22 protein-coding genes and 1 tRNA gene are annotated in these 23,852 nt (G+C 59.7%); 9 read left to right on the forward strand and 14 right to left on the reverse strand.

Going from position 1 to position 23,852, the window contains the following annotated elements:
* Positions 1–137: 137 nt before the first annotated feature.
* From AC3WTO_RS03375 to AC3WTO_RS03385, 3 genes are all read left to right on the forward strand, one after another.
* Positions 138–1,817, forward strand: a complete 1,680-nt coding sequence (locus tag AC3WTO_RS03375; RefSeq protein WP_492459267.1) for an electron transfer flavoprotein-ubiquinone oxidoreductase — start codon at positions 138–140, stop codon at positions 1,815–1,817.
* 215 nt (positions 1,818–2,032) lie between these two features.
* On the forward strand, positions 2,033–2,635 hold the full coding sequence (locus tag AC3WTO_RS03380; protein WP_492459268.1) for a DUF922 domain-containing protein: 603 nt from the start codon (positions 2,033–2,035) through the stop codon (positions 2,633–2,635).
* 92 nt (positions 2,636–2,727) lie between these two features.
* On the forward strand, positions 2,728–3,336 hold the full coding sequence (locus AC3WTO_RS03385; RefSeq protein WP_492459269.1) for a DUF922 domain-containing Zn-dependent protease: 609 nt from the start codon (positions 2,728–2,730) through the stop codon (positions 3,334–3,336).
* A 27-nt stretch (positions 3,337–3,363) separates the two neighbouring features.
* Here AC3WTO_RS03385 and AC3WTO_RS03390 read toward each other — a convergent pair whose 3' ends face one another.
* From AC3WTO_RS03390 to AC3WTO_RS03405, 4 genes are all read right to left on the reverse strand, one after another.
* Positions 3,364–4,824 (reverse strand): AMP nucleosidase, encoded by a 1,461-nt coding sequence (locus AC3WTO_RS03390; protein WP_492460026.1) that lies wholly within the window; start codon positions 4,822–4,824, stop codon positions 3,364–3,366.
* Positions 4,825–4,958: 134 nt separating this feature from the next.
* Positions 4,959–5,153 carry a hypothetical protein gene (locus tag AC3WTO_RS03395; RefSeq protein WP_492459270.1) on the reverse strand — a complete coding sequence of 65 codons (195 nt, stop codon included), beginning with the start codon at positions 5,151–5,153 and terminating at the stop codon, positions 4,959–4,961.
* A gap of 21 nt (positions 5,154–5,174) precedes the next feature.
* On the reverse strand, positions 5,175–5,333 hold the full coding sequence (locus AC3WTO_RS03400) for a hypothetical protein (RefSeq protein WP_492459271.1): 159 nt from the start codon (positions 5,331–5,333) through the stop codon (positions 5,175–5,177).
* A 256-nt stretch (positions 5,334–5,589) separates the two neighbouring features.
* Positions 5,590–5,931: a DUF2147 domain-containing protein gene (locus AC3WTO_RS03405; RefSeq protein ID WP_492459272.1), complete on the reverse strand. Its 342-nt coding sequence runs from the start codon at positions 5,929–5,931 to the stop codon at positions 5,590–5,592.
* Between the two features lie 451 nt (positions 5,932–6,382).
* Between AC3WTO_RS03405 and AC3WTO_RS03410 the strand changes: the two genes are divergently transcribed.
* The 3 genes from AC3WTO_RS03410 to AC3WTO_RS03420 all read left to right on the forward strand — a co-directional run bounded on the left by AC3WTO_RS03410 (position 6,383) and on the right by AC3WTO_RS03420 (position 9,406).
* Positions 6,383–6,649 (forward strand): sel1 repeat family protein, encoded by a 267-nt coding sequence (locus tag AC3WTO_RS03410; RefSeq protein WP_492459273.1) that lies wholly within the window; start codon positions 6,383–6,385, stop codon positions 6,647–6,649.
* A gap of 288 nt (positions 6,650–6,937) precedes the next feature.
* A complete protein-coding gene (locus AC3WTO_RS03415; RefSeq protein WP_492459274.1) occupies positions 6,938–8,059 on the forward strand; it encodes an ABC transporter substrate-binding protein in 1,122 nt (373 codons plus the stop codon).
* A 222-nt stretch (positions 8,060–8,281) separates the two neighbouring features.
* Positions 8,282–9,406: an ABC transporter substrate-binding protein gene (locus AC3WTO_RS03420; protein WP_492459275.1), complete on the forward strand. Its 1,125-nt coding sequence runs from the start codon at positions 8,282–8,284 to the stop codon at positions 9,404–9,406.
* 79 nt (positions 9,407–9,485) lie between these two features.
* Here AC3WTO_RS03420 and AC3WTO_RS03425 read toward each other — a convergent pair whose 3' ends face one another.
* From AC3WTO_RS03425 to olsE, 8 genes are all read right to left on the reverse strand, one after another.
* Positions 9,486–11,438: an acetyl/propionyl/methylcrotonyl-CoA carboxylase subunit alpha gene (locus AC3WTO_RS03425; RefSeq protein ID WP_492459276.1), complete on the reverse strand. Its 1,953-nt coding sequence runs from the start codon at positions 11,436–11,438 to the stop codon at positions 9,486–9,488.
* A gap of 171 nt (positions 11,439–11,609) precedes the next feature.
* Positions 11,610–12,017, reverse strand: a complete 408-nt coding sequence (locus AC3WTO_RS03430; protein WP_492459277.1) for a VOC family protein — start codon at positions 12,015–12,017, stop codon at positions 11,610–11,612.
* A 127-nt stretch (positions 12,018–12,144) separates the two neighbouring features.
* Positions 12,145–12,513, reverse strand: coding sequence for a hypothetical protein (locus AC3WTO_RS03435; protein WP_492459278.1), 369 nt, complete (start codon positions 12,511–12,513; stop codon positions 12,145–12,147).
* 131 nt (positions 12,514–12,644) lie between these two features.
* Positions 12,645–14,252, reverse strand: coding sequence for a carboxyl transferase domain-containing protein (locus AC3WTO_RS03440; RefSeq protein ID WP_492459279.1), 1,608 nt, complete (start codon positions 14,250–14,252; stop codon positions 12,645–12,647).
* 39 nt (positions 14,253–14,291) lie between these two features.
* Entirely contained in the window at positions 14,292–15,710 is a 1,419-nt protein-coding gene (locus AC3WTO_RS03445) for a hypothetical protein (protein ID WP_492459280.1), read from the reverse strand.
* A 60-nt stretch (positions 15,711–15,770) separates the two neighbouring features.
* Positions 15,771–16,934: an isovaleryl-CoA dehydrogenase gene (locus AC3WTO_RS03450; RefSeq protein ID WP_492459281.1), complete on the reverse strand. Its 1,164-nt coding sequence runs from the start codon at positions 16,932–16,934 to the stop codon at positions 15,771–15,773.
* Complete coding sequence (locus AC3WTO_RS03455) at positions 16,915–17,547, reverse strand: TetR/AcrR family transcriptional regulator (protein ID WP_492459282.1); 633 nt, start codon at positions 17,545–17,547, stop codon at positions 16,915–16,917. Before AC3WTO_RS03455 ends, AC3WTO_RS03450 begins: the two co-directional genes overlap by 20 nt.
* A gap of 132 nt (positions 17,548–17,679) precedes the next feature.
* A complete protein-coding gene (gene olsE / locus AC3WTO_RS03460) occupies positions 17,680–18,633 on the reverse strand; it encodes an ornithine lipid hydroxylase OlsE (protein WP_492459283.1) in 954 nt (317 codons plus the stop codon).
* A 219-nt stretch (positions 18,634–18,852) separates the two neighbouring features.
* On the opposite strand from olsE, the gene AC3WTO_RS03465 reads away from it, so the two are divergent.
* Complete coding sequence (locus AC3WTO_RS03465; RefSeq protein WP_492459284.1) at positions 18,853–19,437, forward strand: histidine phosphatase family protein; 585 nt, start codon at positions 18,853–18,855, stop codon at positions 19,435–19,437.
* A 39-nt stretch (positions 19,438–19,476) separates the two neighbouring features.
* Here AC3WTO_RS03465 and AC3WTO_RS03470 read toward each other — a convergent pair whose 3' ends face one another.
* Positions 19,477–20,589: a pyridoxal phosphate-dependent aminotransferase gene (locus tag AC3WTO_RS03470; RefSeq protein WP_492459285.1), complete on the reverse strand. Its 1,113-nt coding sequence runs from the start codon at positions 20,587–20,589 to the stop codon at positions 19,477–19,479.
* 203 nt (positions 20,590–20,792) lie between these two features.
* Complete coding sequence (locus AC3WTO_RS03475; RefSeq protein WP_492459286.1) at positions 20,793–21,944, reverse strand: porin; 1,152 nt, start codon at positions 21,942–21,944, stop codon at positions 20,793–20,795.
* Positions 21,945–22,360: 416 nt separating this feature from the next.
* On the opposite strand from AC3WTO_RS03475, the gene AC3WTO_RS03480 reads away from it, so the two are divergent.
* Positions 22,361–22,451, forward strand: a tRNA-Ser gene (locus tag AC3WTO_RS03480).
* 203 nt (positions 22,452–22,654) lie between these two features.
* Complete coding sequence (locus tag AC3WTO_RS03485; RefSeq protein WP_492459287.1) at positions 22,655–23,746, forward strand: porin; 1,092 nt, start codon at positions 22,655–22,657, stop codon at positions 23,744–23,746.
* The last annotated feature ends 106 nt before the right edge of the window (positions 23,747–23,852 follow it).

Genomic DNA, 23,852 nt, shown 5'->3' on the forward strand with positions numbered 1-23,852 from the left:
TTCTGCAGAAGGTGGCTGCTTTGCCTGTTGTGGATGCGACGCCGTCGCTCCATGCCGGTTTCGCGTCGCGGAATGATGCGCTATGGAGCGCATGAGCCAGCAATATGCCGGAACGGCGAGCCAGTGCGGAGGGACCTATGAGCGAGATCGAACGCGAGAGCATGGAATTCGACGTGGTGATCGTCGGAGCCGGGCCGGCGGGGCTCGCCGCAGCGATCCGGCTCAAGCAGCTCAATCCCGATCTTTCCGTGGTCGTGCTGGAAAAGGGCGGCGAAGCGGGCGCGCACATCCTCTCGGGCGCTGTCGTCGATCCGATCGGCATTGATCGCCTGCTGCCGGGTTGGCGCGAGGACGGGGATCATCCCTTCAAGACGCCTGTCACGGCCGACCATTTCTTGGTGCTTGGGCCAGCTGGCTCTTTCCGGCTGCCGAACGTCCTCATGCCGCCGCTGATGAACAATCACGGCAACTATATTGTTTCGCTCGGCAATGTCTGCCGTTGGCTCGCTGGCAAGGCGGAGGCTCTTGGCGTCGAGATTTATCCGGGCTTTGCCGCAGCCGGCCTTCTCTACAACGATGAAGGTGCGGTTACCGGTGTTTACACCGGCGACATGGGCGTGGAGAAGGACGGTACGCATGGGCCGAATTTCGCTCCCGGCATGGCGCTGATGGGCAAATATGTGCTGATCGGCGAGGGCGCGCGCGGCTCGCTCACCAAACAGCTTATCGCGAAGTACCGGCTCGATGCGGGCCGCGAACCGGCCAAGTTCGGCATCGGGCTCAAGGAGCTCTGGCAGATCAAGCCGGAAAACCACAAGCCTGGCCTTGTCCAGCACTCCTTTGGCTGGCCGCTCGATCTGAAGACCGGCGGCGGCTCCTTCCTCTATCATCTCGAGGACAACCAGGTGGCGGTTGGGTTCGTTGTGCACCTGAACTACAAGAACCCGTATCTGTCTCCGTTCGAGGAATTCCAGCGCTTCAAGACACATCCGGCGATCGCGCCGACTTTTGCCGGCGCCAAGCGTCTCGGCTATGGCGCACGTGCGATCACCGAAGGCGGTTATCAATCCGTGCCGAAGATGTCCTTCCCGGGCGGCGTTCTGATGGGCTGCGCCGCTGGCCTCGTCAATGTGCCGCGTATCAAGGGTTCGCACAACGCCGTCCTGTCCGGCATGCTGGCGGCGGAACACGTCGTGGAGGCTGTTGCCGGAGGTCGCGCCAATGACGAACTGGTCTCTTACGAGGAAGCCTGGCGTGACAGCGATATCGGCAAGGACCTCAGGAAGGTACGCAACGTCAAGCCGCTGTGGTCACGCTTCGGTACGCTCGCCGGGGTCGGTCTTGGCGCTCTCGACATGTGGCTGAACACGCTGTTCGGCTTCTCGCCTTTCGGTACGCTCAAGCACGGCAAGACCGACGCCGCATCGCTCGAGCCGGCCTCCAAGCATCAGAAGATCGTCTATCCGAAACCGGATGGCGTGCTGACGTTCGACCGCCTGTCTTCGGTCTTCCTGTCCGGCACCAACCATGAGGAGGATCAGCCGGTCCATCTCCAGGTCAAGGATGCCGCGCTGCAGGTCAGCTCGGAGCACGATGTGTTCGCAGGTCCGTCGACGCGCTACTGCCCGGCCGGCGTCTATGAATGGGTGGACGCTGAAGGCAATGCTGCGGCCGATCCATCGGCCAAGGACGTGCGTTTTGTCATCAACGCGCAGAACTGCGTGCACTGCAAGACATGCGACATCAAGGACCCCAACCAGAACATCAACTGGGTGCCACCGCAGGGCGGCGAGGGGCCTGTCTACCAGAACATGTAGTCTCGGGTTGTGTACAACGGCCTGAAATGGGGATCGATTCCGAAAACGCGGTGCGTATCCGGGACGTATCGCAACGACTTTCGCGCGTTTGCTAGGCGCGTGCTCTAAGGCGCTAAAAGGATCCTAAGGGCCTTAATTTGACCGTATGGCAGCGTCTATGATCCTATGCTCGCACCCGAAGAGCGATAAGCTGGGCGAGCGTGGGAGGATATTTGATGGGTCGGTCTGTTTTCTGCGGTCTCGCCTTGCTGGCAGCGGTAGTCGCGCCGGGTGTTGCGACGGCCGGGGCTAAAGTCGTTACCCATACAAGCACCTACGATATTGCCGGCGAGAGTGGCCGGGCGCTGATCGCCGCCATGGACAAGAGTGGTCCCAAGCAGGGCCTTCTCACACGTGCGATCGCCCGGACCTCGTATCCCGCCGTGGACTGGGATTTCGACCTCAAGGCCAAGGCGGGCGTCTGCCATCTCAGGGCTGCCAATGCCAAGCTGGACATTACCTACATGTATCCACGCGTGACATCGCCCATGTCTCCGGCATTGAGCAAGCGCTGGCAACGTTTCCTTGCCGGGATCCGGACGCATGAGGAGACACATGGCCGTATCGTCAGGCAGGGGGTTGCCGCTGGTGAGCGCGCCGTTGCCGATCTTGCCGTGGCCGGCGATCCTCACTGTATCAAGACGCGGCGTGAAGCGCAGCGTCGGGTGGAAACGGCCTACGAAGAATATGAAGTCAAACAGGTCGCATTCGACCGGCGTGAGCATAGGCCAGGTGGCAGGGTCGCGACCCTGGTCGCCAACCTCGTGCGCGAGCGCTGAGATTTAGCGGTCTACAATCTCGGTTTCCATTTTGATCATCGCAAGCTCGGTCTCTATGGTACGCGCGCAATGGCACCATGGCGGCGGACGGCATGATTTCGAAAACTGGGTTTGGCTTGCGGGCTCTGATTGCGTCAGCGGCAGCATTTCTTGTGGTTGCTGCTGCCGTGGCCAAGACCATCGAGCAGGAAAAACCCTACGTCATCACTGGCACCACCGGCGCTGAACTCTACGCATCAATCGGCCAGAACGGCCCGGAAGTGGGAAGAAGCGGCGGGCGCGTCATCGCGCACACCTTCTTCAAGCTCACCTGGAGACGCAACTATGAGCCCGAAAATGGTGGCTGTACGCTGAAGTCGGCAACCCCGACGCTCATCATCACCTACACGCTGCCAAAGCCCGCGAATCCATTGCCGCCTTCGGTGCAGAAGCGCTGGGATGTCTTCATCGACGGGCTTCGTCGCCACGAGAAGGTCCATGGCGACCATATCAAGGCGATGCTGGCACAGATCGAACGGACCACAATCGGCGTAACCGTGGCCAACGATCCCGGTTGCCAGAAGATCCGCCAGCAAATCCAGAAACCGCTTTCCGATGCTTCCATCATGCAGCGCCAGCAAAGCCGCGATTTCGACCGCGTCGAGATGGGGAACGGTGGCGCCATCCAGCGGCTGGTTCTCGAACTGGTGAACGGCAACTGAAGTCGCAGGCCGATCGGTGTCTATTTCTTATTGGAATGCTGTTTCCGAGAAGGAACGCAGCTTGCGGGAATGCAGGCGCTCCATCGGCATCTCGGCCAGCTTCTGCATGGCGCGGATGCCAATGGTGAGATGCTGCGACACTTGTCGCTTGTAGAACTCGGTCGCCATACCCGGCAGTTTCAATTCGCCATGCAACGGCTTGTCGGAAACGCACAGCAGCGTGCCGTAAGGCACGCGGAAGCGGAAGCCATTGGCCGCGATTGTTGCCGATTCCATATCCAGCGCGATCGCGCGGGACTGCGACAGCCGCTGCACCGGGCCACGCTGGTCGCGCAGCTCCCAGTTGCGGTTGTCGATGGTGGCAACGGTGCCCGTGCGCATCACGCGCTTCAGATCATAGCCCGAAAGCCCGGTCACTTCGGCGACGGCTTCCTCCAACGCCACCTGGACCTCGGCCAGTGCCGGTACAGGCACCCATACCGGCAGGTCGTCGTCCAGCACGTGGTCCTCGCGCACATAAGCATGTGCCAGCACATAGTCGCCCAGCGCCTGCGTGTTGCGCAGGCCGGCGCAATGGCCAAGCATGAGCCAGGCATGTGGGCGCAGCACAGCGACATGGTCGGTGATGGTCTTGGCGTTGGAAGGGCCAACACCGATATTGATCATGGTGATGCCGCCGTGGTCGCCACGCTTCAGATGATAGGCCGGCATCTGTGGCAGGCGTGGTGGCGCAGTTCCGTCACTCGGCGTGGCGGCGCCGGGCTTCGTAACGACATTGCCGGGCTCGACAAATTCCGTATAGCCCTCGCCACCCTTCGCCATCAGGTCGCGCGCCATGGCGCAGAATTCATCGATGTAGAACTGATAGTTTGTGAACAGCACGAAGTTCTGGAAATGCTGCGGGCTCGTCGCTGTGTAGTGGGTAAGCCGGTGCAGTGAGTAGTCGATGCGCTGCGCGGTGAACGGCGCCAGCGGACGTGGATCGCCCAGCGCCACTTCGAACGTGCCATTGGCGATCTGGTCGTCGGTGCCATCGAGATCCGGCACATCGAACAGGTCGCGGATCGGCCGGCGGATACGCTCCGCAGCGGCGCTGTCGACATAGGTTCCTTCCAGGAACGCGAAATGCACCGGGATCGGCGTCTCCGATTCCGAGACGATCACCGGGACGCCATGGTTGCGCATGATCAGTCGCAACTGCTCGGTAAGATAGCTCTGGAACAGGTCCGGCCGGGTGATCGTGGTCGAGAACTGGCCAGGCGTCGGCAAATGCCCATAGGCCTGACGCGAATCCACCTGGGTGAAGGAATTCGTGACCACGCTCACCTCTGGATAGAAGGCGCGGTAGCGTTTGTCGTTGTCGCCACCGGCGGCCAGTGCCGAGAAGGAGTCGCGCAGGAATTTGGTGTTGCGTTCATAGAGCGCACGCAGCGCCTCGACGGCCTTGCCGGCATCGTCGAAGGATTGCCGGGCATAGGGCTCCGGCATGACCACGGTTTCAATGGCTTGTGGGTAGATTCGCTTTTCCATGACCCATTATAGAGATGGAAAATGACAGTTGGGAGGGGGCTCCACGGACGGTTCGCGATTTGCATGTTTGGATGCATCGCGAGCTTGGGAATTCAGGCGCGTCGCAGGCTTACTAGCAGAACCAGGCCAAGCCCCTTCTTCTGGAGTGCTGGTGCTTCGATGGTCGAACCGGCATCGGCACGCATCGTCGGTACGGCAAGAACCGGTGCTGCCAGCAGCATCAGGATCAGCGTCGCACGCGGCAGAAGCTTCAGGACGGCGATGGCGTTTTGGGCGAACGGGGTCATGGCGATTTCGTCTGTTGTCGATCAATCGGAGGCAGATGACGTGGAGCAGGCGATGCCGCATCGAAGGCCGATCTGGCTCCAGCCATGGTCCAGGCGGGCATTCTCTGCGACGATGATGGCAAAACCCATTCCGAACAGCGCCGTCAGCAGGCATACGATGGTGAAGCGGCGCGCGAGCATTGGGGGTCCCACTCTTTGCTGGAGAATGATCCTTTTCGAAAACCGGTTCAGGATCACACTCTGATGCCGTGAGAATGCATCGACGCGGCTGAACCTCTTCTGAGGTTGCCGTTCATCCAGGGTTCAAAATGATTGACGGGAATTAGAACGGCATGCCCTTCGCGCGGGCAGGAGAGCCGCTATGGTCGGCTGCACAAGAAAAAGGCGCTTCCGCGTGGCGGAAGCGCCTTGCCGTTATTCATTCGAGGCTGATCGACTACAGCTTGGTCCAGGTCTGGCTCTTGCAGATCAGACCGCCCAGCACGCAACCGCTCATCTTGAGCGAGCTGCCGGAGAGCGAAGCCTTGCCATTGTAGGTCTTGTCGGTGTCCGGGTCCGTGATCGTGCCGGCATATTTGCCGTCGCCGGCAGCCTTGAAAGAGCCGATCGTCTTGCCGGCATGCTTGCCGGTCTTCAGCGTGATGGAGAACGAGCCACCGCCCGAGATCGCCGCGGTGGCGCCGGATGCCGTCTTCCAATTGCCTTCGATCGGGTCGGCGAGCGCCACACCCGACATGATCAATGTGGCAGCGAGTGCCAGGCTCACTTTGCGAAACATCGAGTTCCTCCCTTTGCGCTACTACTGGACGCCGGGTCCAGCCTCTCCATCCCTTACGCTCAGGTAAGCTAATCCAGTCCCCGATAAAACAAAAGCCGTGCCGCTGGGGAAGGAAAGCGGGTTTTATTTTTGACCTTTGGGAGACCTTCAAACTGCAGGATTTCGATTTCTTACCAAAATGGAAGCTTCGCCGTGGTTAGCGAAACCTTGTTTTTTGAACCGAGAATTTTCATCGAATTTGAGCGGAAACCCAGCAATCGGGCGCTTCCTATCCTTAACGGTTTCTCACGTTTACTTCTTGTTTTAGCTTTGTTTTCCTCAAATTAAGCAAGCCATTTAACGGCAGATTCAAGCGTCCCCGGCATCCTTCGAAGCATCGGAAGAGCGCACGTCCACACCAAGAACGGACGGCGGCTTTCAGGAGCAACAGGGTCAAGCAAGGGGATTTCAAATGGCACGTTTCGAGATGCTTGAAGCAGGGGTCGGCACGATGGGCGCTACCGCGCAGTCCGACATTCTCTTCGAACTGGGTGTGATGTATGCGACCGGTCGCGATTGCGAGACCGACGTCGTCGCTGCCCACAAGTGGTTCAACATTGCCGCTATCAAGGGTTCGCTGCGCGCCGCCGAATGGCGCTCTGAACTCTCGTCCTCCATGTCCAAGGGCGAGATTGCCCAGGCACTGCGCGACGCTCGCGAATGGATGACCACGCACTGATTTCTGTCCCGGCAGGGATGGTGACGCCGCTCCAACGGCGACGACCAAAGAAGGCGACCGGTTAGCCGGATTGTCCAGACAACAGGGAAGAAAGCCTCCACCAAGCCAGGCGCGGAAGGAGGTAACGAGAAAAACCGCGACCGGTCACAACAAGACCGGCGCGGTTTTCGTTTTTCTGCACGAATGGACCATACATTGCTGTATGGTTGGGCTTGACGAGCGGGTTCTTTTTCTCCCAATTCCGGTTCTGCGCCATCAAGCAGAGCGCAACAAAGGGGAGAGTTCGACTTGAAAACAAGATTCCTGGGTGCGGCCCTGTTTGCCACCGCCCTTAGTGCTTCAGCGGCCTACGCCGAAGACATTTCTATTGCCGTCATTGGCCCAATGACCGGACAGCTCGCCACGATCGGCGATCAATTCAAGCAAGGCGCGCAAGCCGCGGCTGAAGCCATCAACGCCGCGGGCGGCGTGGATGGGCGTCAGATCAAGCTCGATATCGAGGACGATCAGTGTGATCCGAAGCAGGCGGTTTCGGTCGCCAACCGCGTTGTCGGCAACGGTGTGAAGTTCATCGATGGCCACGCATGCTCGGGTTCGAGCATTCCCGCTTCCGCCGTCTATGCGGAAGCCGGCGCCCTGATGATGAGCCCCGCCTCGTCCAATCCTGTAATGACCGACGATGCGGCCAAGAAGGGCTGGTCGACGATCATGCGCCTCTATACCCGCGACGACGCTCAGGGGGCCTTTATCGGTCCCTGGATCGCGAAGAAGTACGCCGGCAAGAATGTTGTCGTCCTGCACGACAAGAGCGCTTACGGCCAGGGTGTCGCCGACGCCGTGCGGAAAACCATGAATGAGGCGGGTCTGAAGGATGTCCTTTACGAAGGCATCAACGCCGGCGACAAGGATTATTCGGCACTCGTCACCAAGCTGAAGGAACTGAAGGCCGACGTCGTCTACTTTGGCGGCTATCACCCTGAAGGCGGCCTGATCCTGCGTCAGGCAGCCGAACAGAACGTGAAGTTCCAGCTCATCATGCCGGATTCGATCGCCAGCCCGGAATTCTGGCAGGTTGCCGGTCCGGCGGGCGAAGGCACGATGTTCGTGTTCCCGTCTGACCCGCAGGCGCGGCCGGAAGCCAAGGAAGCCGTCGAGAAGATCAAGGCCAAGGGTTTCGCACCGGAGGGCTTCACACTGTTCTCCTACGCAACGATCCAGGCCTTCGCCGAGGGCGTCAAGCGGGCAGGCAGCGATGATCCGGCCAAGGTTGCCGCCGCGCTGAAGGACGGCAAGCCGATCAACACCGTCGTGGGCGAGGTGGTGTTCGACGAGAAGGGTGACCTGAAGAACGCCAAGTACGACATCAACCAGTGGCATGACGGCAAGTACGCGCCGATCAAGCAGGACTGATTTCTCCGAAAGGCAGTTGTTTGCTCAGAATGGCCGGGTAGTTCCGGCCATTCGATACTTCGGTGAGACGGGGATGGCTGGTTTAGATCACAGGAATTGATCGTTGCATTAACCGGACACATGCAATGCCGCCCTGATGGGCTTGACGAAAAGCAAATTTTTGCGCCCATTGCACGCAAGCGCAGCCGGGAGGGCTTGCGCAAAGCAATGGGAGGCTTTGAGTTGAAATCAGCAAAATTCCTGGGCGCAGCCCTGTTCGCCACGGCGCTCAGCGCGTCGGCGGCCTACGCTGAAGATATTTCCATCGCGGTGGTCGGTCCGATGACCGGCCAACTCGCTCCGATCGGCGATCAGTTCAAGCAGGGCGCCAACGCCGCTGCCGCGGCAATCAACGAAAAGGGTGGCATCGGCGGCAAGAAGATCAAGATCGTCGTGGAGGACGACGCTTGTGATCCCAAACAGGCCGTCTCGGTCGCCAACCGCATCGCTGCTGCCGGCATCAAGTTCGTTGACGGTCACGCCTGTTCGGGTTCCACCATTCCGGCGTCCGCCATCTATGCCGAGAACGGCATCGTCATGATCACGCCGGCTTCCTCCAATCCGGAACTGACGGAAGCTGCCTTCAAGAAGGGTTGGCCGACGATCCTGCGCCTCTACATCCGTGACGACGCCGGCGGCAACTTCGTCGGTCCTTGGATCGCCAAGAAATATGCCGGCAAGAATGTCGTCCTGCTGCACGACAAGAGCGCCTACGGCCAGGGCGCTGCGGACGCGGTCAAGAAGACCATGAACGAGGGTGGCCTGAAGGAGATCGCCTACGAAGGCATCAATGCCGGCGAGAAGGACTATTCGGCGCTGGTCACAAAGCTCAAGGAACTGAAGGCCGATGTCGTCTATTTCGGCGGTTATCATCCGGAAGGTGGTTTGATCAAACGTCAGGCCAAGGAACAAAACTTCGATTTCCAGCTGATCATGCCCGACAGCCTTTCCAATCCGGAGTTCTGGCAGATCGCCGGCCCGGCTGGCGAAGGCACGATGTTCGTGTTCCCATCCGATCCGCAGGCCAAGCCTGAAGCCAAGGAAGCCGTCGAAAAGATCAAGGCCGGCGGTTTCTCGCCGGAAGGCTTCACGCTGTTCTCTTACGGCGTCATCCAGGCGGTTGCCCAGGGCATCGAGCGCGCCGGTTCGGAAGATCCGGCCAAGGTGGCGGCGGCTCTGAAGGATGGCAAGCCGATCAATACGGTGGTTGGTGAAATCACCCTGGACGAGAAGGGTGACATCAAGGATCCGAAGTTCGACATCAACCAGTGGCACGACGGCAAATACGCGCCGATCAAGCTGGACTAAGCTCTACGAGCCGATCTCAAAAAAATGGCCGGGCTTGTCCCGGCCATTCTTTTTGTGAGGGCTTGTTGGGTGCTGCCGCTCAGGCGTCGGCTTCGACGAACTTCACAAGCACGGTGCCATCGGTGACCTGCGCACCCTCGGCAGCGATCTCTGCGATGATGCCGTCATGGGGAGCGGCGATCGTGTGCTCCATCTTCATGGCCTCCAGGATCAGCAGCGGCTGTCCTTTGACCACGGCTTCGCCGGCGCCAGCGCGGACCACCTTGACCAGGCCGGGCATCGGAGCGCGCAGATTGCCGGCGCCTGCGCCGGCATCGTCGGCTTTGGCCAGCGGGTCCGGCACGCCGAAATTGTAGCCGGCGGCACCGGAGAAGACGGTGACATGCTCCGGCCAGCGCGCAAGCCGTTTGCCGCCACCGGCGCGAAGCGCGTGGGTGCCGTGCTCCGTCGCCACGTCAAAACCGCCATCCGAACGCGCCGTGATCCGGGCCGTGATGGTGTTTTCGCCTGACTTCAATGCGATGTTGCGGGCACCGGCATGGAAATGGGCATAGCCGATAAGCGATGCCCACGGGTTGGATGGATCCCGGTTCTCCGCCACATCGGCGGCGGCAAGTGCCGCTGTCGCGACAATCTCGTCGCCGGCGACCGGAATGGTGGTCAGGGCTTCCTGCTTGCGACCGATCAGGCCGGTATCGACGTCACCGGCGGCAAAGTCCGGATCGGCGGCAAGGGTGGCCAGAAAGGCCGTGTTGGTGACCGAACCGGCGATTTCCGTTTCCGTCAGCATCGCTTCCAGCGCGGAAAGTGCCGTTGCGCGGTCGTTTCCGTGCACGACGAGCTTGGCGATCATCGGGTCGTAGTAGGGCGAGATGGCATCGCCTTGGCGCACGCCTGTCTCGATGCGCATTGTGGTTCCCGCGGGCGCCCGTTGCGGGAAGCGGAGATGGTGCAGTGTGCCGATTGCGGGCAGGAAGCCTTTGGTGGCGTCTTCCGCATAGAGCCTTGCCTCGAAGGCGTGTCCTGAAAGCGCGATCTCGTCCTGTGTCTTCGGCAATTTCTCGCCAGCGGCCACGCGCAACTGCCATTCGACGAGATCGACACCAGTGATCATTTCCGTCACCGGATGTTCCACCTGCAGGCGCGTGTTCATCTCCATGAACCAGAAGCGATCGGCCTTGAGTCCTTGTGACGCGTCGACGATGAACTCGATGGTGCCGGCGCCGGAGTATCGGATTGCCTTGGCGGCCTTGACCGCAGCCTCCGTCATCGCCTTGCGCAAGGCGGGTGTCATTCCAGGAGCAGGCGCCTCCTCGATAACCTTCTGGTGACGGCGCTGCGCGGAGCAGTCGCGTTCATAGAGATGCACCGCGTTGCCGAAATTGTCGCCGAATACCTGCACTTCGATGTGGCGCGGCTTGTCGACATACTTCTCCACCAGCACGCGATCGTCACCGAAGGCCGCCTTGGCCTCCCGCCGGGCGCCGGAAAGCGCTTCCGAGAAGTCGTCGGGATTGTCGACGCGACGCATGCCCTTGCCGCCGCCGCCGGCGCGCGCCTTGATCAGCACGGGATAACCGATCTCGCGCGCCTTGGTGGCGAGCAGCACGATGTCCTGTGCCTCGCCGTGATAGCCGGGTACCACAGGCACGCCAGCCTTTTCCATCAGCCGCTTGGCGGCATCCTTGAGGCCCATGGCGCGAATGGAATCGGCCGATGGGCCGATGAAGATCAGGCCGGCGGCGGTCACCTGGTCGACGAAGCCAGGGTTTTCCGAGAGGAAGCCGTAGCCCGGGTGGATGGCCTGGGCGCCGGTCCGTTTTGCCGCCGCGATGATGCGATCTGCTTTGAGGTAGCTTTCGCCGACTGGAGAAGCGCCGATATGCACGGCCTCGTCCGCCATGGCGACATGCAGCGAGGCCGCGTCAGCATCGGAATAGACCGCAACGGTGGTCACCCCCAGCCGACGCGCCGTTCGGATGACGCGGCATGCGATCTCGCCACGGTTGGCGATCAGAATCTTTGAGAACATCAGGGCCTCCATCGGCGAAAAAACGGCTCAACCGTTCTTCGCGAACTCCACCAGCAACGAATTGAACCCTTGTGGTTTTCGCGAAGCACCGGCGTGCGCTTGCACAAAGCTGTCCCTTACGAAATCCGTCTCGACGAAACCTGTCTTGGGCATTTCTGCTTCCACTCGCATCTACTTCGGCGTGATCACCACAGAGGACGCGGAACGCTCGAACGGGCCATGGAAGACCGCCTCGATGTTGTTGCCGTCCGGATCAAAAAGGAAGGCGGCGTAGTAGCCCGGATGATAGCTGCGTTCACCCGGACCGCCATTGTTCTTGCCTCCGGCTGCCAGCCCGGCCTCGTGGAACTTGGCCACGGTTTCCCGGTCCGGGACCTGGAAGGCGAGATGCACACGGGATGTCTGCCCGCTCGCGGCATCGATCCACAATTCGTCGGCTGAAAAGAATGTATCGCCCTCATGAATGGAATCGGTCCGACCGATGGCGGCGAGAACCGCGCGATAAAAGCGCTTCGTCACCTCGAGGTCGGCTGCCCTCAGGTGGATATGGTCAATCAGGCGGCCGCGATGGAATTGCATGATTTCCTCCGCTGTTTCGCGACTGGGGTGGAATGTGGCCGAATAAGAATGCGCCAGCCACTCTGCGATGACGAAGCCAGCGCAGAGCCGAATGTTTTTCCGTTAGAGATTGGTTTGTCGGAACCGCTTATTTCGAGGCAGCGATTTCGCAGCGGCCACCGTTCCTGACCTTGTAGTGTTCGCGCGTGCGGACGCAGGATTCCAGGGCCTTTTTTTCTGCGACTTCCTGTGTCTTCGCATTCAGTGAGGTGCCGCAGATCATGTAGAGATCTACCACCCTCGAATAGGGCGTGGTGGCGTAGGCCGAATGACCACTGGCTGCCACATAGCCGTTCCAGGCCTTGGTACAGGGATCTTTCGCATTGCCCGACATCGTCGGTGGAAAGCGTTTGTCTCCTTCGCTTCCGGTCAATGATCCGGCGGTTGTTATGTTTGCTGAAGCAGCAAGAAGTGCAAATGCGAGAGAGGATATATTCAAGAGATGAAGCTGTTTCAATTTTTCCCCCACGTATCCTGTATGGAACGAGGGAATGAGTAGATGAAATTATTCTTTTCGGCCAACTGAATTCTTTGATCCAGTAGACGATCTTTGTGTGTGTCAGCCTTGTATAGAGTAACGGCACAGCGTCACATCCTGAACACGCCGAACTTGGTATCATCGATCGGCGCGTTGAGTGCGGCCGACAGGGACAGCGCCAACACTTCGCGTGACCTTGCAGGATCGATGATGCCGTCGTCCCACAGGCGGGCAGAGGAATAGAGTGGGTGGCCTTCGCGTTCGTATTTTTCGAGCGTTGGGCGCTTGAATTCGGCCTCTTCGGCCGCCGACCATGTGCCGCCTTTGCGCTCGATATTTTCGCGCCGCACCAGTGCCAGCACCATTGCGGCCTGCTCGCCACCCATCACCGAGATGCGCGCATTCGGCCACATCCACAGGAAGCGGGGTGAGTAGGCACGGCCACACATGCCGTAGTTACCGGCACCGAACGAACCGCCGATGATCATCGTCACCTTCGGCACCTGCGCGGTTGCCACGGCTGTCACCAGCTTGGCGCCGTCCTTGGCGATGCCGCCGGCCTCGTATTTCTTTCCGACCATGAAGCCGGTGATGTTCTGCAGGAACACCAGCGGGATCTTGCGCTGGCAGCAGAGTTCAATGAAATGCGCGCCCTTCACCGCACTTTCCGAAAACAGCACACCGTTGTTAGCGATGATGCCGACGGGCATGCCGTGGAGATGGGCGAAGCCGGTGACCAGCGTGGTACCGTAGTTCTGCTTGAATTCGTCGAGTTCCGAGCCGTCGACAATGCGCGCGATGACCTCACGCACGTCATAGGGCTGGCGCAGATCCGCCGGCACGATGCCGTGGATCTCGCGAGGATCGTGGAGCGGGGCGATCGGCGTGCGCAGGTCGAGGCCGATCTGCTTCTTGCGGTTGAGGTTGCGCACGATGCGGCGGCAGATCGCCAGCGCGTGTTCATCGTCCATGGCGTAGTGGTCGGCCACGCCGCTTTCGCGCGTGTGCAGGTCGGCGCCACCAAGTTCTTCGGCGCTGACATCTTCGCCGGTTGCCGCCTTCACCAATGGCGGACCGCCGAGGAAGATGGTGGCCTGTTTGCGCACCATGATCGATTCATCCGCCATTGCCGGCACATAGGCGCCGCCGGCGGTGCAGGAGCCCATGACGCAGGCGATCTGCGGAATGCCTGCAGCACTCATATTGGCCTGGTTGTAGAAGATGCGGCCGAAGTGCTCACGGTCGGGAAACACCTCGTCCTGGTTCGGCAGGTTGGCACCGCCCGAATCGACCAGGTAGACGCAAGGCAATCTGTTCTGCAGGGCGATCTCCTGCGCCCGCAGATGTTTCTTCACGGTCAGCGGATAGTAGGTGCCGCCTTTGACGGTGGCATCGTTCACAACCACCATCACCTCGCGGCCTTCGACGCGGCCGATGCCGGCGATCATTCCGGCGGCTGAGATCGCATCGTCATACATGTCCCAGGCTGCAAACTGTCCAATCTCCAGGAAGGGCGAGCCCGTATCCAGCAACTGCGCCAGCCGGTCGCGCGGCAACAGTTTTCCGCGCGCTGTGTGGCGGGCGCGCGCCTCTTCCGAGCCACCGCGCTGCACCGTTGCGGCCTTTTCCGACATGTCTGCGACCAGCGTCTGCATGCGTTCGGCATTGGCACGGAAGCTTTCGGAGGAGGTCGAGATAGAAGACTGGATGATCGGCATCTGGCTGTTGTTCTCTTTGGCTGGCGGCGGCCCGAGTGGCTAGTTTTCGAAGCGAAAGATGCTCTCTTGTGCAGGTTGTGTTGGTCGCAAGAAGTGCTGACAGCGTCGATCAAGACGACGCATGAGGTCATGGGCAATTGCCCGAGCTTGCTTTTGATCAGTGGCGGACTGTAATTCTTCAAGCGAGCGTATGGGCTTACTGGCATCTTCCAGCAATTGAGCGGCGACTATTTTATCTTCTGGCGCAATTGGCTCGGCTTTGCGTAACTTCACCGCGATCCGGCTCCAGCGAGCCCAGTCGAAATCGGGAGCGAGTTCCGCTGGGCGCTCTGGTACAGAATCGGTTTTTCCCAAGGCAATTGGCGATAGCGCATTGCGCGCGACGGCCTGATTCAGAAGAGTGATGCCATCCAGCCGAGAACCGGGAATGCCACTTACCAGCTTGGTATTTGCCAGGCGCACATCCCGTCCCCATAGCGCATCGAGCTTGCGAATCATGCTCGCCACTGCTTCGTCTGGAGACATCGCCGGGTTCAGGTTTCCGGACGAGAGGTCGGCGTCCAAGCTTAGCAGAACTTTCCCAGCCAAGCGGATATCGCCTGTCCCATTGAGCAATGCCAAAACAAGATAAGCCTCGGGGATTCTGTAGATAACCGCACCTGCTGGCCGCATCAGAGTGCGAAACGGCTGCTTGCCAAAAAGTGCTTGAACAACGGCAGGTTGCCTCGAGACATCCAGTGGCTGTATGCGCATGCTGCTTGCACCGACTGCGCGCTCAATTCGGATCTTTCGCTGTTCTTCATTGGAACGAATTCCGATTTGTAACTTCTCTGGCGGCACGCGATCGACGAGGCTTACATAGTCAGCAAGATTGGATTTCATCATGCTGAATCCGAGTGCAAACTCCCAAAGGTTTTTTTGCTCGGCTTTGTCGGCCAGCCTGCCCAGGATATCGTCGCCAACATCTGCGACAGAGGAGATAGCACTGTCGAAGTAAGTCCCATACCAATCCTGATGCGACAACTTTTGAAATAGCCATTCACCGTTATCATCGAGCATTAAGGCTCGCAGTCCGGATGGGCCAATTGAGACCAGTGCTTGTTTAAAACCGCCTGTCTTTTCGAGTTCCTGCACTCGAGCTCGCCGTTCCGGGCCGTCGAGTTGAGCAACATTTAGTTCCTCGATCCGTTGCGGTGGGTGTTGTCTTTGAGCAAGTGAATTGATCAGTGCATGGGCTTCGGTTGTGTCCAAGGGGGCGTATCGGATCTTCAGATACGCTGCGTCATCACTTTCGACGTCACGCCAGAAACGAGGAGCCTCTGTAGGGGGGGTGAGCAAATAGTCGGCGGTCGCCAAAATCGTTGGTGCTGACTCGCACTCAGGTGCTTCCTGCGCCATAGCTGCGCCAAAACTCAACCCGAAAAGGATGGCAGCAACACAAGGAGCTGTTGGATACATTTTTCCACTCCGCATGCTTCGCAGCGTAACGCGAAAAACCCATTCGCGCATGTGGGCTTGCTACATGCCTTCTGCCATCATTTCGCGACCGATCAGCCAGCGGCGGATTTCACTGGTGCCGGCGCCGATCTCGTAGAGTTTGGCATCACGTAGCAGGCGTCCGGTCGAATAGTCGTTGATGTAGCCATTGCCGCCCAGCAACTGGATGGCGTCAAGCGCCATCAAGGTGGCTTTCTCTGCGGCGAACAGGATGCAGCCGGCAGCATCCTTGCGCGTGGTCTCCTTGCGATCACAGGCCGCGGCCACTGCGTAGACATACGCGCGGCAGGCGTTCATTGTCGTATACATGTCGGCCAGCTTGCCCTGGACGAGCTGGAACGTGCCGATCGGCTGGCCGAACTGCTTGCGCTCATGCACATAGGGCAGGACGACATCCATGCAGGCAGCCATGATGCCGAGCGGGCCGCCGGCAAGCACGGTTCGCTCATAGTCGAGACCGGACATCAGCACTTCAACACCGCGTCCTTCTTCGTGCAGTACGTTCTCGAAGGGCACTTCAACATCTTCGAACACCAGCTCGCCGGTGTTAGAGCCGCGCATGCCAAGCTTGTCGAGTTTCTGCGCTACCGAGAAGCCCTTGAAGCCGCGCTCGATGAGGAAGGCAGTGATGCCGCGGGAATGTCGCTCCGGATCGGTCTTGGCATAGACCACCATGGTCTCCGCGTCGGGGCCGTTGGTGATCCACATCTTGGTGCCGTTCAGCACGTAGCGGTCGTTTTTCTTTTCGGCGCGCAGACGCAGCGATACCACGTCCGAGCCCGAGCCGGATTCTGACATGGCCAGTGCGCCGACATGTTCGCCCGAACAGAGCTGGGGCAGGTACTTCTCCTTTTGCGCGGATGTCGCCCAACGGTTGATCTGGTTGACACAAAGATTGGAGTGGGCGCCATAGGAAAGGCCGACCGAGGCAGAAGCGCGGCTGATTTCTTCCATCGCCACCACATGCGCCAGGTAGCCCATGCCGGACCCGCCATAGTCCGGGTCGGCCGTCATGCCGAGCAGGCCGAGCGCACCCAGCTCCGGCCAGAGCTGCGGCGGAAACTCGTTGCTCGTATCGATCTCCGCCGCCAGCGGCGCGATTCTGTCCTGGGCGAAGCGTCGCGTGAGATCGCGCAGCGCTTCAATGTCTTCGCCGAGCCCGAAATTAAGCGTGTTCGTGTACATGCCTTTGCTCCCCAGCAGGCTGTGGCGCGCCGACAAGGCGCATGGTCATGGCTAGATAGGTTTCGGTCACGCCGCGGATCGACAGGCGTTCGCCGGGCCGATACCAGACGATGACGCCGGTCATCATTTGGATCAGCGCCATCGCGCTAAGGCCAATGTCGTCGACGGAAAAGATGCCTGTTTCGGCTCCGTCGCGCAGGATGGCGCGCAACTCTTTTTCGTAAGCCGTGCGCAGCTTCAGGATGTGGGTCAGCCGCTCCGGCGCCAGGCTGCGCAGCTCCATGTTGGAAACATGCGTCGAAGCCCGGCGCTCGATGTGGAAGGCGATGTGGTTTTCGACATAGGCGGCGAGACGCGTCGCCGGCTCCGCGGTTTCGGGGCGCGAACTCTGCCAGGCCGCCAGAAGCCCCGTCATATGATCTTGCATCAGTGTGTAGAGCAGGTCTTCCTTGGTCGGGAAGTAGCGATAGAGCGCTGCAGCCTGCACTCCCACTTCGGCGGCCAGCTGGCGCATCGAAACCGCCTCGTAGCCATGGCGTGCGATCAATACCAGCGCCGCTTCGCGGATCGCCGCTTCTGTTCTCTCGCCATCCGAGCCCGTCGTTCTGGCCATCGCCTTCTCCCGATAGTCAAAATAATAAAACGAACGTTCAATTAATTCAAGGGTACGGGCTTTCATTCGAAGCAAATTGGACGAAAGACGTATGAAGCGCCGGGCGGTGGCCGATGGCGAAGCCGGGCCCGGTTAGGTTTCCTGGCGTCCAGTCTTGTCCTGGCCTGCCTGCCGCGGAGCCTTGCCGAGGATGCGCCGGACACCAGCCTTGGAAAAAGGCTGCACGATCTGGCCGAGGAAGCTTCTGTCGATCGTGCCGCTGATACCGATGTCAGTCGAAGAAGGACGGGCAGGGTTGTGATAGGTGCCGAACACCTGATCCCAGATAACGATGTTCTCGCAGTAATTGGTGTTGCCTTCGCGCAGGTCCCGCGAATGGTGCCAGCGATGGATGCATGGCGTGGTGAAGATCCGGTCGAGCAGGCCCGTGCGCATGTCGATGTTGCAATGGGTCAGGAGACCGATGAACACCGACGCGGCGCCGAGCCACAGGAACACCGGCAGCGGTGCCCCGAGCAGATAAAGCGGCAACTGGCCAAGCAGCATCTTGATCAGTGAATCGACGAAGTGGAAACGCCCGGTGTTGAGCACCCAGAGCCGCTCGACGCTGTGATGCAGGGCATGAAAACGCCAAAGCAGCAGGCGTTCGTGGCTGAGGCGATGCGCGAAGTAGAGTCCGAATTCGGCGATGACGAGGCCGAGAACTGCCTGAACGAACATCGGTGCTTCGCTCGGCCAAAATGAATAGGAATGTTGCAGTGCGGGCTGCGCGAAAGTTGCAAACAACATCGGGAACGAGGTCGTCACCGCCGCTGCTATCTGTGTCAGGCCCTTGGTGACCAGAGTGTGCGCGACATTGTTGAAGGTCTCGCCGTCGGGCTCCAGCCAGCTTCTCTCATAAGGCATGATACGTTCGAAAAAGGCGATCACAGCGATGGTCGCCAGATAGACGACATTGAACCAGAGGATGGGATGACCGCTGTCGAATGCGAAATGGCTGCCGATCATGCTGCCGGCAAAAATCAACGGCCACAGGGCGATCGACAAAATCCTATAGAGCACGCTTTCACGGTTGAACGCCTGCATGCGGTCTCTTTCCAGTCCGTTTGTCTGTAGCTGCAGGCGCACTATGCCTGAGAGATTGCGTCAGCGTTGCATTCTATTGTGATTCTGCGACGAAAATTTCAGCCGACGCTAAGCTAGCCCATCGTCGTCCTTTCAATGTATCTGCAACCTCGCCGATCTGTTTCGACCAGCGCCTGAACGACATCTGCAACACTTGATTGGCATATGAGGTCATCCCGCATGCTCGTTCGTCTCACCATGATCTGCTGCGGTATGACTGCAGCCAGCCGGCGTGGCTTTTTTCCTGCGGACGAGCCGCTCGAAGGCAAGGCACGTGTCGGCCTGTCTGCGTTGGCGGCACGGTTGGATTCGGCCGACCGGGTCTGGACAAGCCCGGCGCTTCGGGCCCGCCAGACAGCCGAGGCCCTTGGATTGTCGGCGATCGATAGGCCTCTGCTGCGAGACCAGGGCTTCGGTAGCTGGAGCGGCAGGGCTTTCGATGATGTCCATCACGTGCAGGCAGATGAAGCGCGCGCCTGGCTGGTCGACCCTGAAGCAGCACCACCGAATGGCGAGACCTTCAAAGGTGTTGCCGAGCGAGTCGCCTTTGTGTTCGGCGAGCTTGGCACTGAAGGCGGCCACACGATCGCGTTTACTCACCCTGCCGTCATCAGGGCGGCGATTCTGCATGTCCTGCAGGCGCCGCTCACCGGGTTCCGCTTCATCGATGTCGAGCCGCTCAGTCTGACGGATTTCCGTAGCGACGGCGCCCGCTGGCAACTGCGGGCAACCGGGGTGACGGAACCGAAAGCCCGGAGTCGTTAAGCGTTTGCGTCAGGCCGCGAAGCACCCCGGTACGCGGTCTCAATTGCCCTTGGCCGCGGCAACGGCACCTGGCAATTCTTCCGCCAGGATATCGAGTTCGTGATCGAGACCGACGCTGATACGGATGCAGCGGTCCAGTCCTGCTGCCATCGGTTTGCGGATGAACACGTCACGCGACAACAGTGACTGCAGGATCCTGGCGGCAAAAGCGCCGTCGCGGCCGCAATCGACGGTGACGAAATTGGTTGCAGAGGGCAGGGGAGTTAGCCCGTTGTCGCGGGCGATCGTTGCGATTCGCTGGCGCCCTGCCTCGACCTTGGTCACGACTTCCTGCAGCCAGCGCTGATCGGAAAGTGCCACGACGCCCGCCTCCTGTGCCATGCGGCTCACGCCATAGTGGTTGCGGATCTTTTCGAAGTCGCTGATGACCTGTTTTTCGCCAAAGGCATAGCCCAGCCGAATGCCGGCCAGCCCGTAGGCCTTGGAGAAGGTGCGCATGCGGATAAGATTAGGCCGCTTCACATCGACGACTGGCGATGCCGAGGCTGGCCCGAGTTCGCCATAGGCTTCGTCCAGGATCAGCATCGTGGTTTCGGGGAGAGCTTCCGCGAATCGATTGACTTCATCCGCTTCCCACCAGCTTCCCATCGGGTTGTCCGGATTGGAGAGGTAGACCAATGGCGCGTTTTCGCGTCTTACCGCCGCAAGAAGGCCGTCGAGGTTTTCGTGGTCATTCTCATACGGCACTGTCACCAGCCGGCCACCGGTGCCGGCGACGTGGAAGTTGAAGGTTGGATAAGCGCCGAGCGAGGTCACCACAGGATCGTTCGGCCCGACATACATGCGTGCGAGCAAGCCAAGCAGGCCGTCTATGCCTTCGCCGACCACGACATTGTCGGCCGAAATGCCGAGATGTGCAGCCGCGGCCAGCCTGAGGTCGTGATTGTCGGGATCGCAATACATCCACATGTCGCCGGCAATGGCCTGCATGCGTTCGACCACACGCGGGGAGGGGCCAAAGCTGCTTTCATTGGCACCCAGGCGAGCGCGGAACGGCTTGCCGCGATCGCGCTCCTGCGCTTCGGGGCCGACAAAGGGTACGGTGGCCGGCAGTGCCGCGACAATTGGCGAAAGCGGTGGGAGTTTTGGCATGGACGAGCCCCGGATTGCGTTCCGGTTCTGGCTACAGCGGTGGGCGTAACCACGCAAGCATGGAGATTGCCTGAAGCGTATGTCGCCTTCACCCTCTTTGGAAACGGTAGCTTCCGTGTTGGCGGCTTGTCTGATGCCTGCACGCCATAAATGAAAAAAACCCGGCGGTTTCCCGCCGGGTTTTTCCAAAAGTCTATTAAGACTTAGAAGTCGCGCTGGAAGCGGAGCAGGCCACCGACGCTGCTCTTGTCCGTAGCGCCAGTCCAGCCGCCCATGTAGTTGGCTTTGCCGTAATCACCTTCGTTGACGTAATCAACTTCGGCCGTGACGGTGAAGCCCGGAACCAACTGGTGAGCGACGTTGACGGCAACACCGAGGGTGCTGGCGTCGTCATACGAAACCTGCGCGTTCAAAGAGGTCTTCTCGTTGAACTTGTAGGTGCCGCCGCCCCAGATCGCCCAGTTGCCGCCCCATGGCTTGTAGAAGCTGCGAGCGACATTGTCGTCGGTGCCGTAGCCGCCCATGACGAACAGCGAGATCTGGTCGGTAGCGTTCACGTCCAAGCGAACCTTGCCAGCCCACTCTTCCCACGACGAGTCGTAAGCGACGACGCCGGTGATGCCACCCCAGCCAGCGGTGTACTTCACGCCGCCAACGACGTTCGGAACGTAGCTGTCGATCGTGTTGTTGGTCGTAGCAGCAACCCAGTTGCCAGCGCCGTCCTTAACGAAGGTGTTGTAGCCACCCGAACCCTGTTCGAGCGACACGATCGCCGAGAAGCCGTTGCCGGCATCGAAGGTGTAGCTGATCAGGTTGGTGTCGAATTCGCCGTAAGGAACCAGAGTATCCTGGATGACGTTGCCGGCGTAGCCCGAGAAGGTGTCGTAAGCCGACTCGTCCTTACCGACGCGCAGACCACCGAGCTGAATCCAGGCGAAGTTCAGCGAGCTGCTGTTCTTGGCAACTGCGCCACCGTCACCGTTGCCGAAGTTGAAGCGGGTCTCGGTGTAGGTCTTCAGGGTGCCGAGCTCGGTTTCCTGACCGGTCCAGGTCTTGAGCGCGAAACGGCCCTGCTTCTTCCAGGTGTCCTGCGACTTGCCATTGAGACGGTCGTTTGCACGAGCGCCATCCAGCGAAGCAACGTCACCGAAGCCAGCGTCGTAACGGATGTAACCGCCGATGCGCAGGCAGGTCTCGGTGCCCGGGATGTAGAAGTAGCCAGCGCCGTAGACGTCGCAGATCTTGACGTATTCAGCGGGTTCCGGCTCGGCGACGACGACAGCGTCGGCGGCGCGCGCACCGGAAACTGCGAGCAGTGCCGCAGCCGAGCCGAGGAGAAGGCTCTTAATGTTCATTTTCTGACCTCCAGTCAAAAGTTTAAAAACGGGTCTGGGTATTTTTTGCTGAAGGACAGCGTTCCCTGCCCCATCCCCTTGCTGAAAAAGATGCGCTGCGCGCCGCTTCTTCGATGTCGACATTACCCATCGGGCTGTCCGGTTCAACAAGGAACGTATCGGTGAAAGCGATGCCTGGGCGCTATCGGATAGCGTTGTTGCACAAATGACACGATTTTGCCCATGGCCGAAAGCTCTCGTTAACCATGAGCCCGCGATCGTCTCTTGCGGACAGCATTTTTCGCCGGATTCGCGCAGAATCACGACCTAGGCGACGCCGAGATGCGCGGTCATATCTTTATTGGTCATTTTTTATGGGCTCTACGTGTGCTGGCTTATTGATTGTGCCGGCCCTTTTCTTTATCCAGCGCCGCAACGGAGAGGTGGCCGAGTGGTCGAAGGCGCTCCCCTGCTAAGGGAGTAGACCTCAAAAGGGTCTCGTGGGTTCGAATCCCATCCTCTCCGCCACCCCCACCAAATTTCTTCTTTTAACAGCCGTTGTGACGAGCGTTTCCGACGTTTTCTCGTCGCTATTCTCACGCTGATGGGCGCGCTGCTGCCGCTGTGATGCAGGCTCCCATCCGATTAAAATATAATAATAACAATGTGTTGACTGTCGAAAGAGCCATATTTTTCAAAAATCGTATTCGATTCTGACTGGAGGTCAGAAAATGAACATTAAGAGCCTTCTCCTCGGCTCGGCTGCGGCACTGCTCGCAGTTTCCGGTGCGCGCGCCGCCGACGCTGTCGTCGTCGCCGAGCCGGAACCCGCTGAATACGTCAAGATCTGCGACGTCTACGGCGCTGGCTACTTCTACATCCCGGGCACCGAGACCTGCCTGCGCATCGGCGGTTACATCCGTTACGACATCGGCCTCGGTGATCGTGAAGGCACCACGAATGTTCGTGACGTGCAGACCGGCAAGCTGCAGGACACCTATTGGAAGCGTGGTCGTTTCGCGCTGAAGACCTGGACCGGTCAGGAAACCGAACTCGGCACCCTGAAGACCTACACCGAGACCCGCTTCGATTTCGCCAATGAGTCTGGCAATCAGGCTGGCCTTGCAAACGCTGCCGTCAACAAGGGCGTTTCGCTGAACTTCGCCTGGATCCAGCTCGGCGGTCTGCGCGTCGGTAAGGACGAATCGGCTTTCAACACCTTCATCGGTTATGCCGGTAACGTCATCGACGATACGCTCGTCGGTTATGGTCGCTTCGACACCAACCTGATCAGCTACACCTTCGACGCCGGCAACGGTTTCTCGGCGATCGTCGCGCTGGAACAGGGTGACAAGGCCTACACCATCGACAGCTACGTGCCGCATATCGTTGGCGGCGTGAAGTACACCGCTGGCTGGGGTGACATCATTGGTGTTGTCGCTTACGACAGCAATTACGAAAAGGTCGCCGGTAAGGTTCGCCTCGACGTTAAGGCCACCGACCAGATCGATCTCTGGGTGATGGGCGCCTACGGCGACGAAGACTTCGCGCAGAATGGCGGTCTCACCTACTACAAGCAGTGGAATGGCAACTGGGCCGTCTTCGGCGGTGGTACCTACAAGTTCAACGAGAAGACCTCGTTCAACGTCCAGGCATCGTATGACGAAGGCAAGACCTTCGGTCTGGCCGCCAACATCGCTCACCAGCTGGTTCCGGGCTTCACCATCACGGCTGAAGTTGACTACTACAACGTCGGCAACAGCAAGTATCACGCCAAGACCGACGGTGTCGGCGGTATCCTGCGCTTCCAGCGCGACTTCTAAAGAGATGCGTTCTCTTTAGACATCTATCGAACCCGGGCGTTACGCGCCCGGGTTCTTTTTGTTTAGCGTCGGGCTTGGGAACTAAAGAAGGTAACAGGGGGTGGAA

This window comes from Mesorhizobium sp. EU05-FHT14A09 (assembly GCF_058790995.1).

Coding starts and splice junctions, on each gene's coding strand:
- AC3WTO_RS03375 (WP_492459267.1), top strand. CDS start 138: ATGAGCGAGATCGAACGCGAGAGCATGGAATTCGACGTGGTGATCGTC.
- AC3WTO_RS03380 (WP_492459268.1), top strand. CDS start 2,033: ATGGGTCGGTCTGTTTTCTGCGGTCTCGCCTTGCTGGCAGCGGTAGTC.
- AC3WTO_RS03385 (WP_492459269.1), top strand. CDS start 2,728: ATGATTTCGAAAACTGGGTTTGGCTTGCGGGCTCTGATTGCGTCAGCG.
- AC3WTO_RS03390 (WP_492460026.1), bottom strand. CDS start 4,824: ATGCCGGAGCCCTATGCCCGGCAATCCTTCGACGATGCCGGCAAGGCC.
- AC3WTO_RS03395 (WP_492459270.1), bottom strand. CDS start 5,153: ATGACCCCGTTCGCCCAAAACGCCATCGCCGTCCTGAAGCTTCTGCCG.
- AC3WTO_RS03400 (WP_492459271.1), bottom strand. CDS start 5,333: ATGCTCGCGCGCCGCTTCACCATCGTATGCCTGCTGACGGCGCTGTTC.
- AC3WTO_RS03405 (WP_492459272.1), bottom strand. CDS start 5,931: ATGTTTCGCAAAGTGAGCCTGGCACTCGCTGCCACATTGATCATGTCG.
- AC3WTO_RS03410 (WP_492459273.1), top strand. CDS start 6,383: ATGGCACGTTTCGAGATGCTTGAAGCAGGGGTCGGCACGATGGGCGCT.
- AC3WTO_RS03425 (WP_492459276.1), bottom strand. CDS start 11,438: ATGTTCTCAAAGATTCTGATCGCCAACCGTGGCGAGATCGCATGCCGC.
- AC3WTO_RS03430 (WP_492459277.1), bottom strand. CDS start 12,017: ATGCAATTCCATCGCGGCCGCCTGATTGACCATATCCACCTGAGGGCA.
- AC3WTO_RS03440 (WP_492459279.1), bottom strand. CDS start 14,252: ATGCCGATCATCCAGTCTTCTATCTCGACCTCCTCCGAAAGCTTCCGT.
- AC3WTO_RS03445 (WP_492459280.1), bottom strand. CDS start 15,710: ATGTATCCAACAGCTCCTTGTGTTGCTGCCATCCTTTTCGGGTTGAGT.
- AC3WTO_RS03450 (WP_492459281.1), bottom strand. CDS start 16,934: ATGTACACGAACACGCTTAATTTCGGGCTCGGCGAAGACATTGAAGCG.
- AC3WTO_RS03455 (WP_492459282.1), bottom strand. CDS start 17,547: ATGGCCAGAACGACGGGCTCGGATGGCGAGAGAACAGAAGCGGCGATC.
- olsE (WP_492459283.1), bottom strand. CDS start 18,633: ATGCAGGCGTTCAACCGTGAAAGCGTGCTCTATAGGATTTTGTCGATC.
- AC3WTO_RS03465 (WP_492459284.1), top strand. CDS start 18,853: ATGCTCGTTCGTCTCACCATGATCTGCTGCGGTATGACTGCAGCCAGC.
- AC3WTO_RS03470 (WP_492459285.1), bottom strand. CDS start 20,589: ATGCCAAAACTCCCACCGCTTTCGCCAATTGTCGCGGCACTGCCGGCC.
- AC3WTO_RS03475 (WP_492459286.1), bottom strand. CDS start 21,944: ATGAACATTAAGAGCCTTCTCCTCGGCTCGGCTGCGGCACTGCTCGCA.
- AC3WTO_RS03485 (WP_492459287.1), top strand. CDS start 22,655: ATGAACATTAAGAGCCTTCTCCTCGGCTCGGCTGCGGCACTGCTCGCA.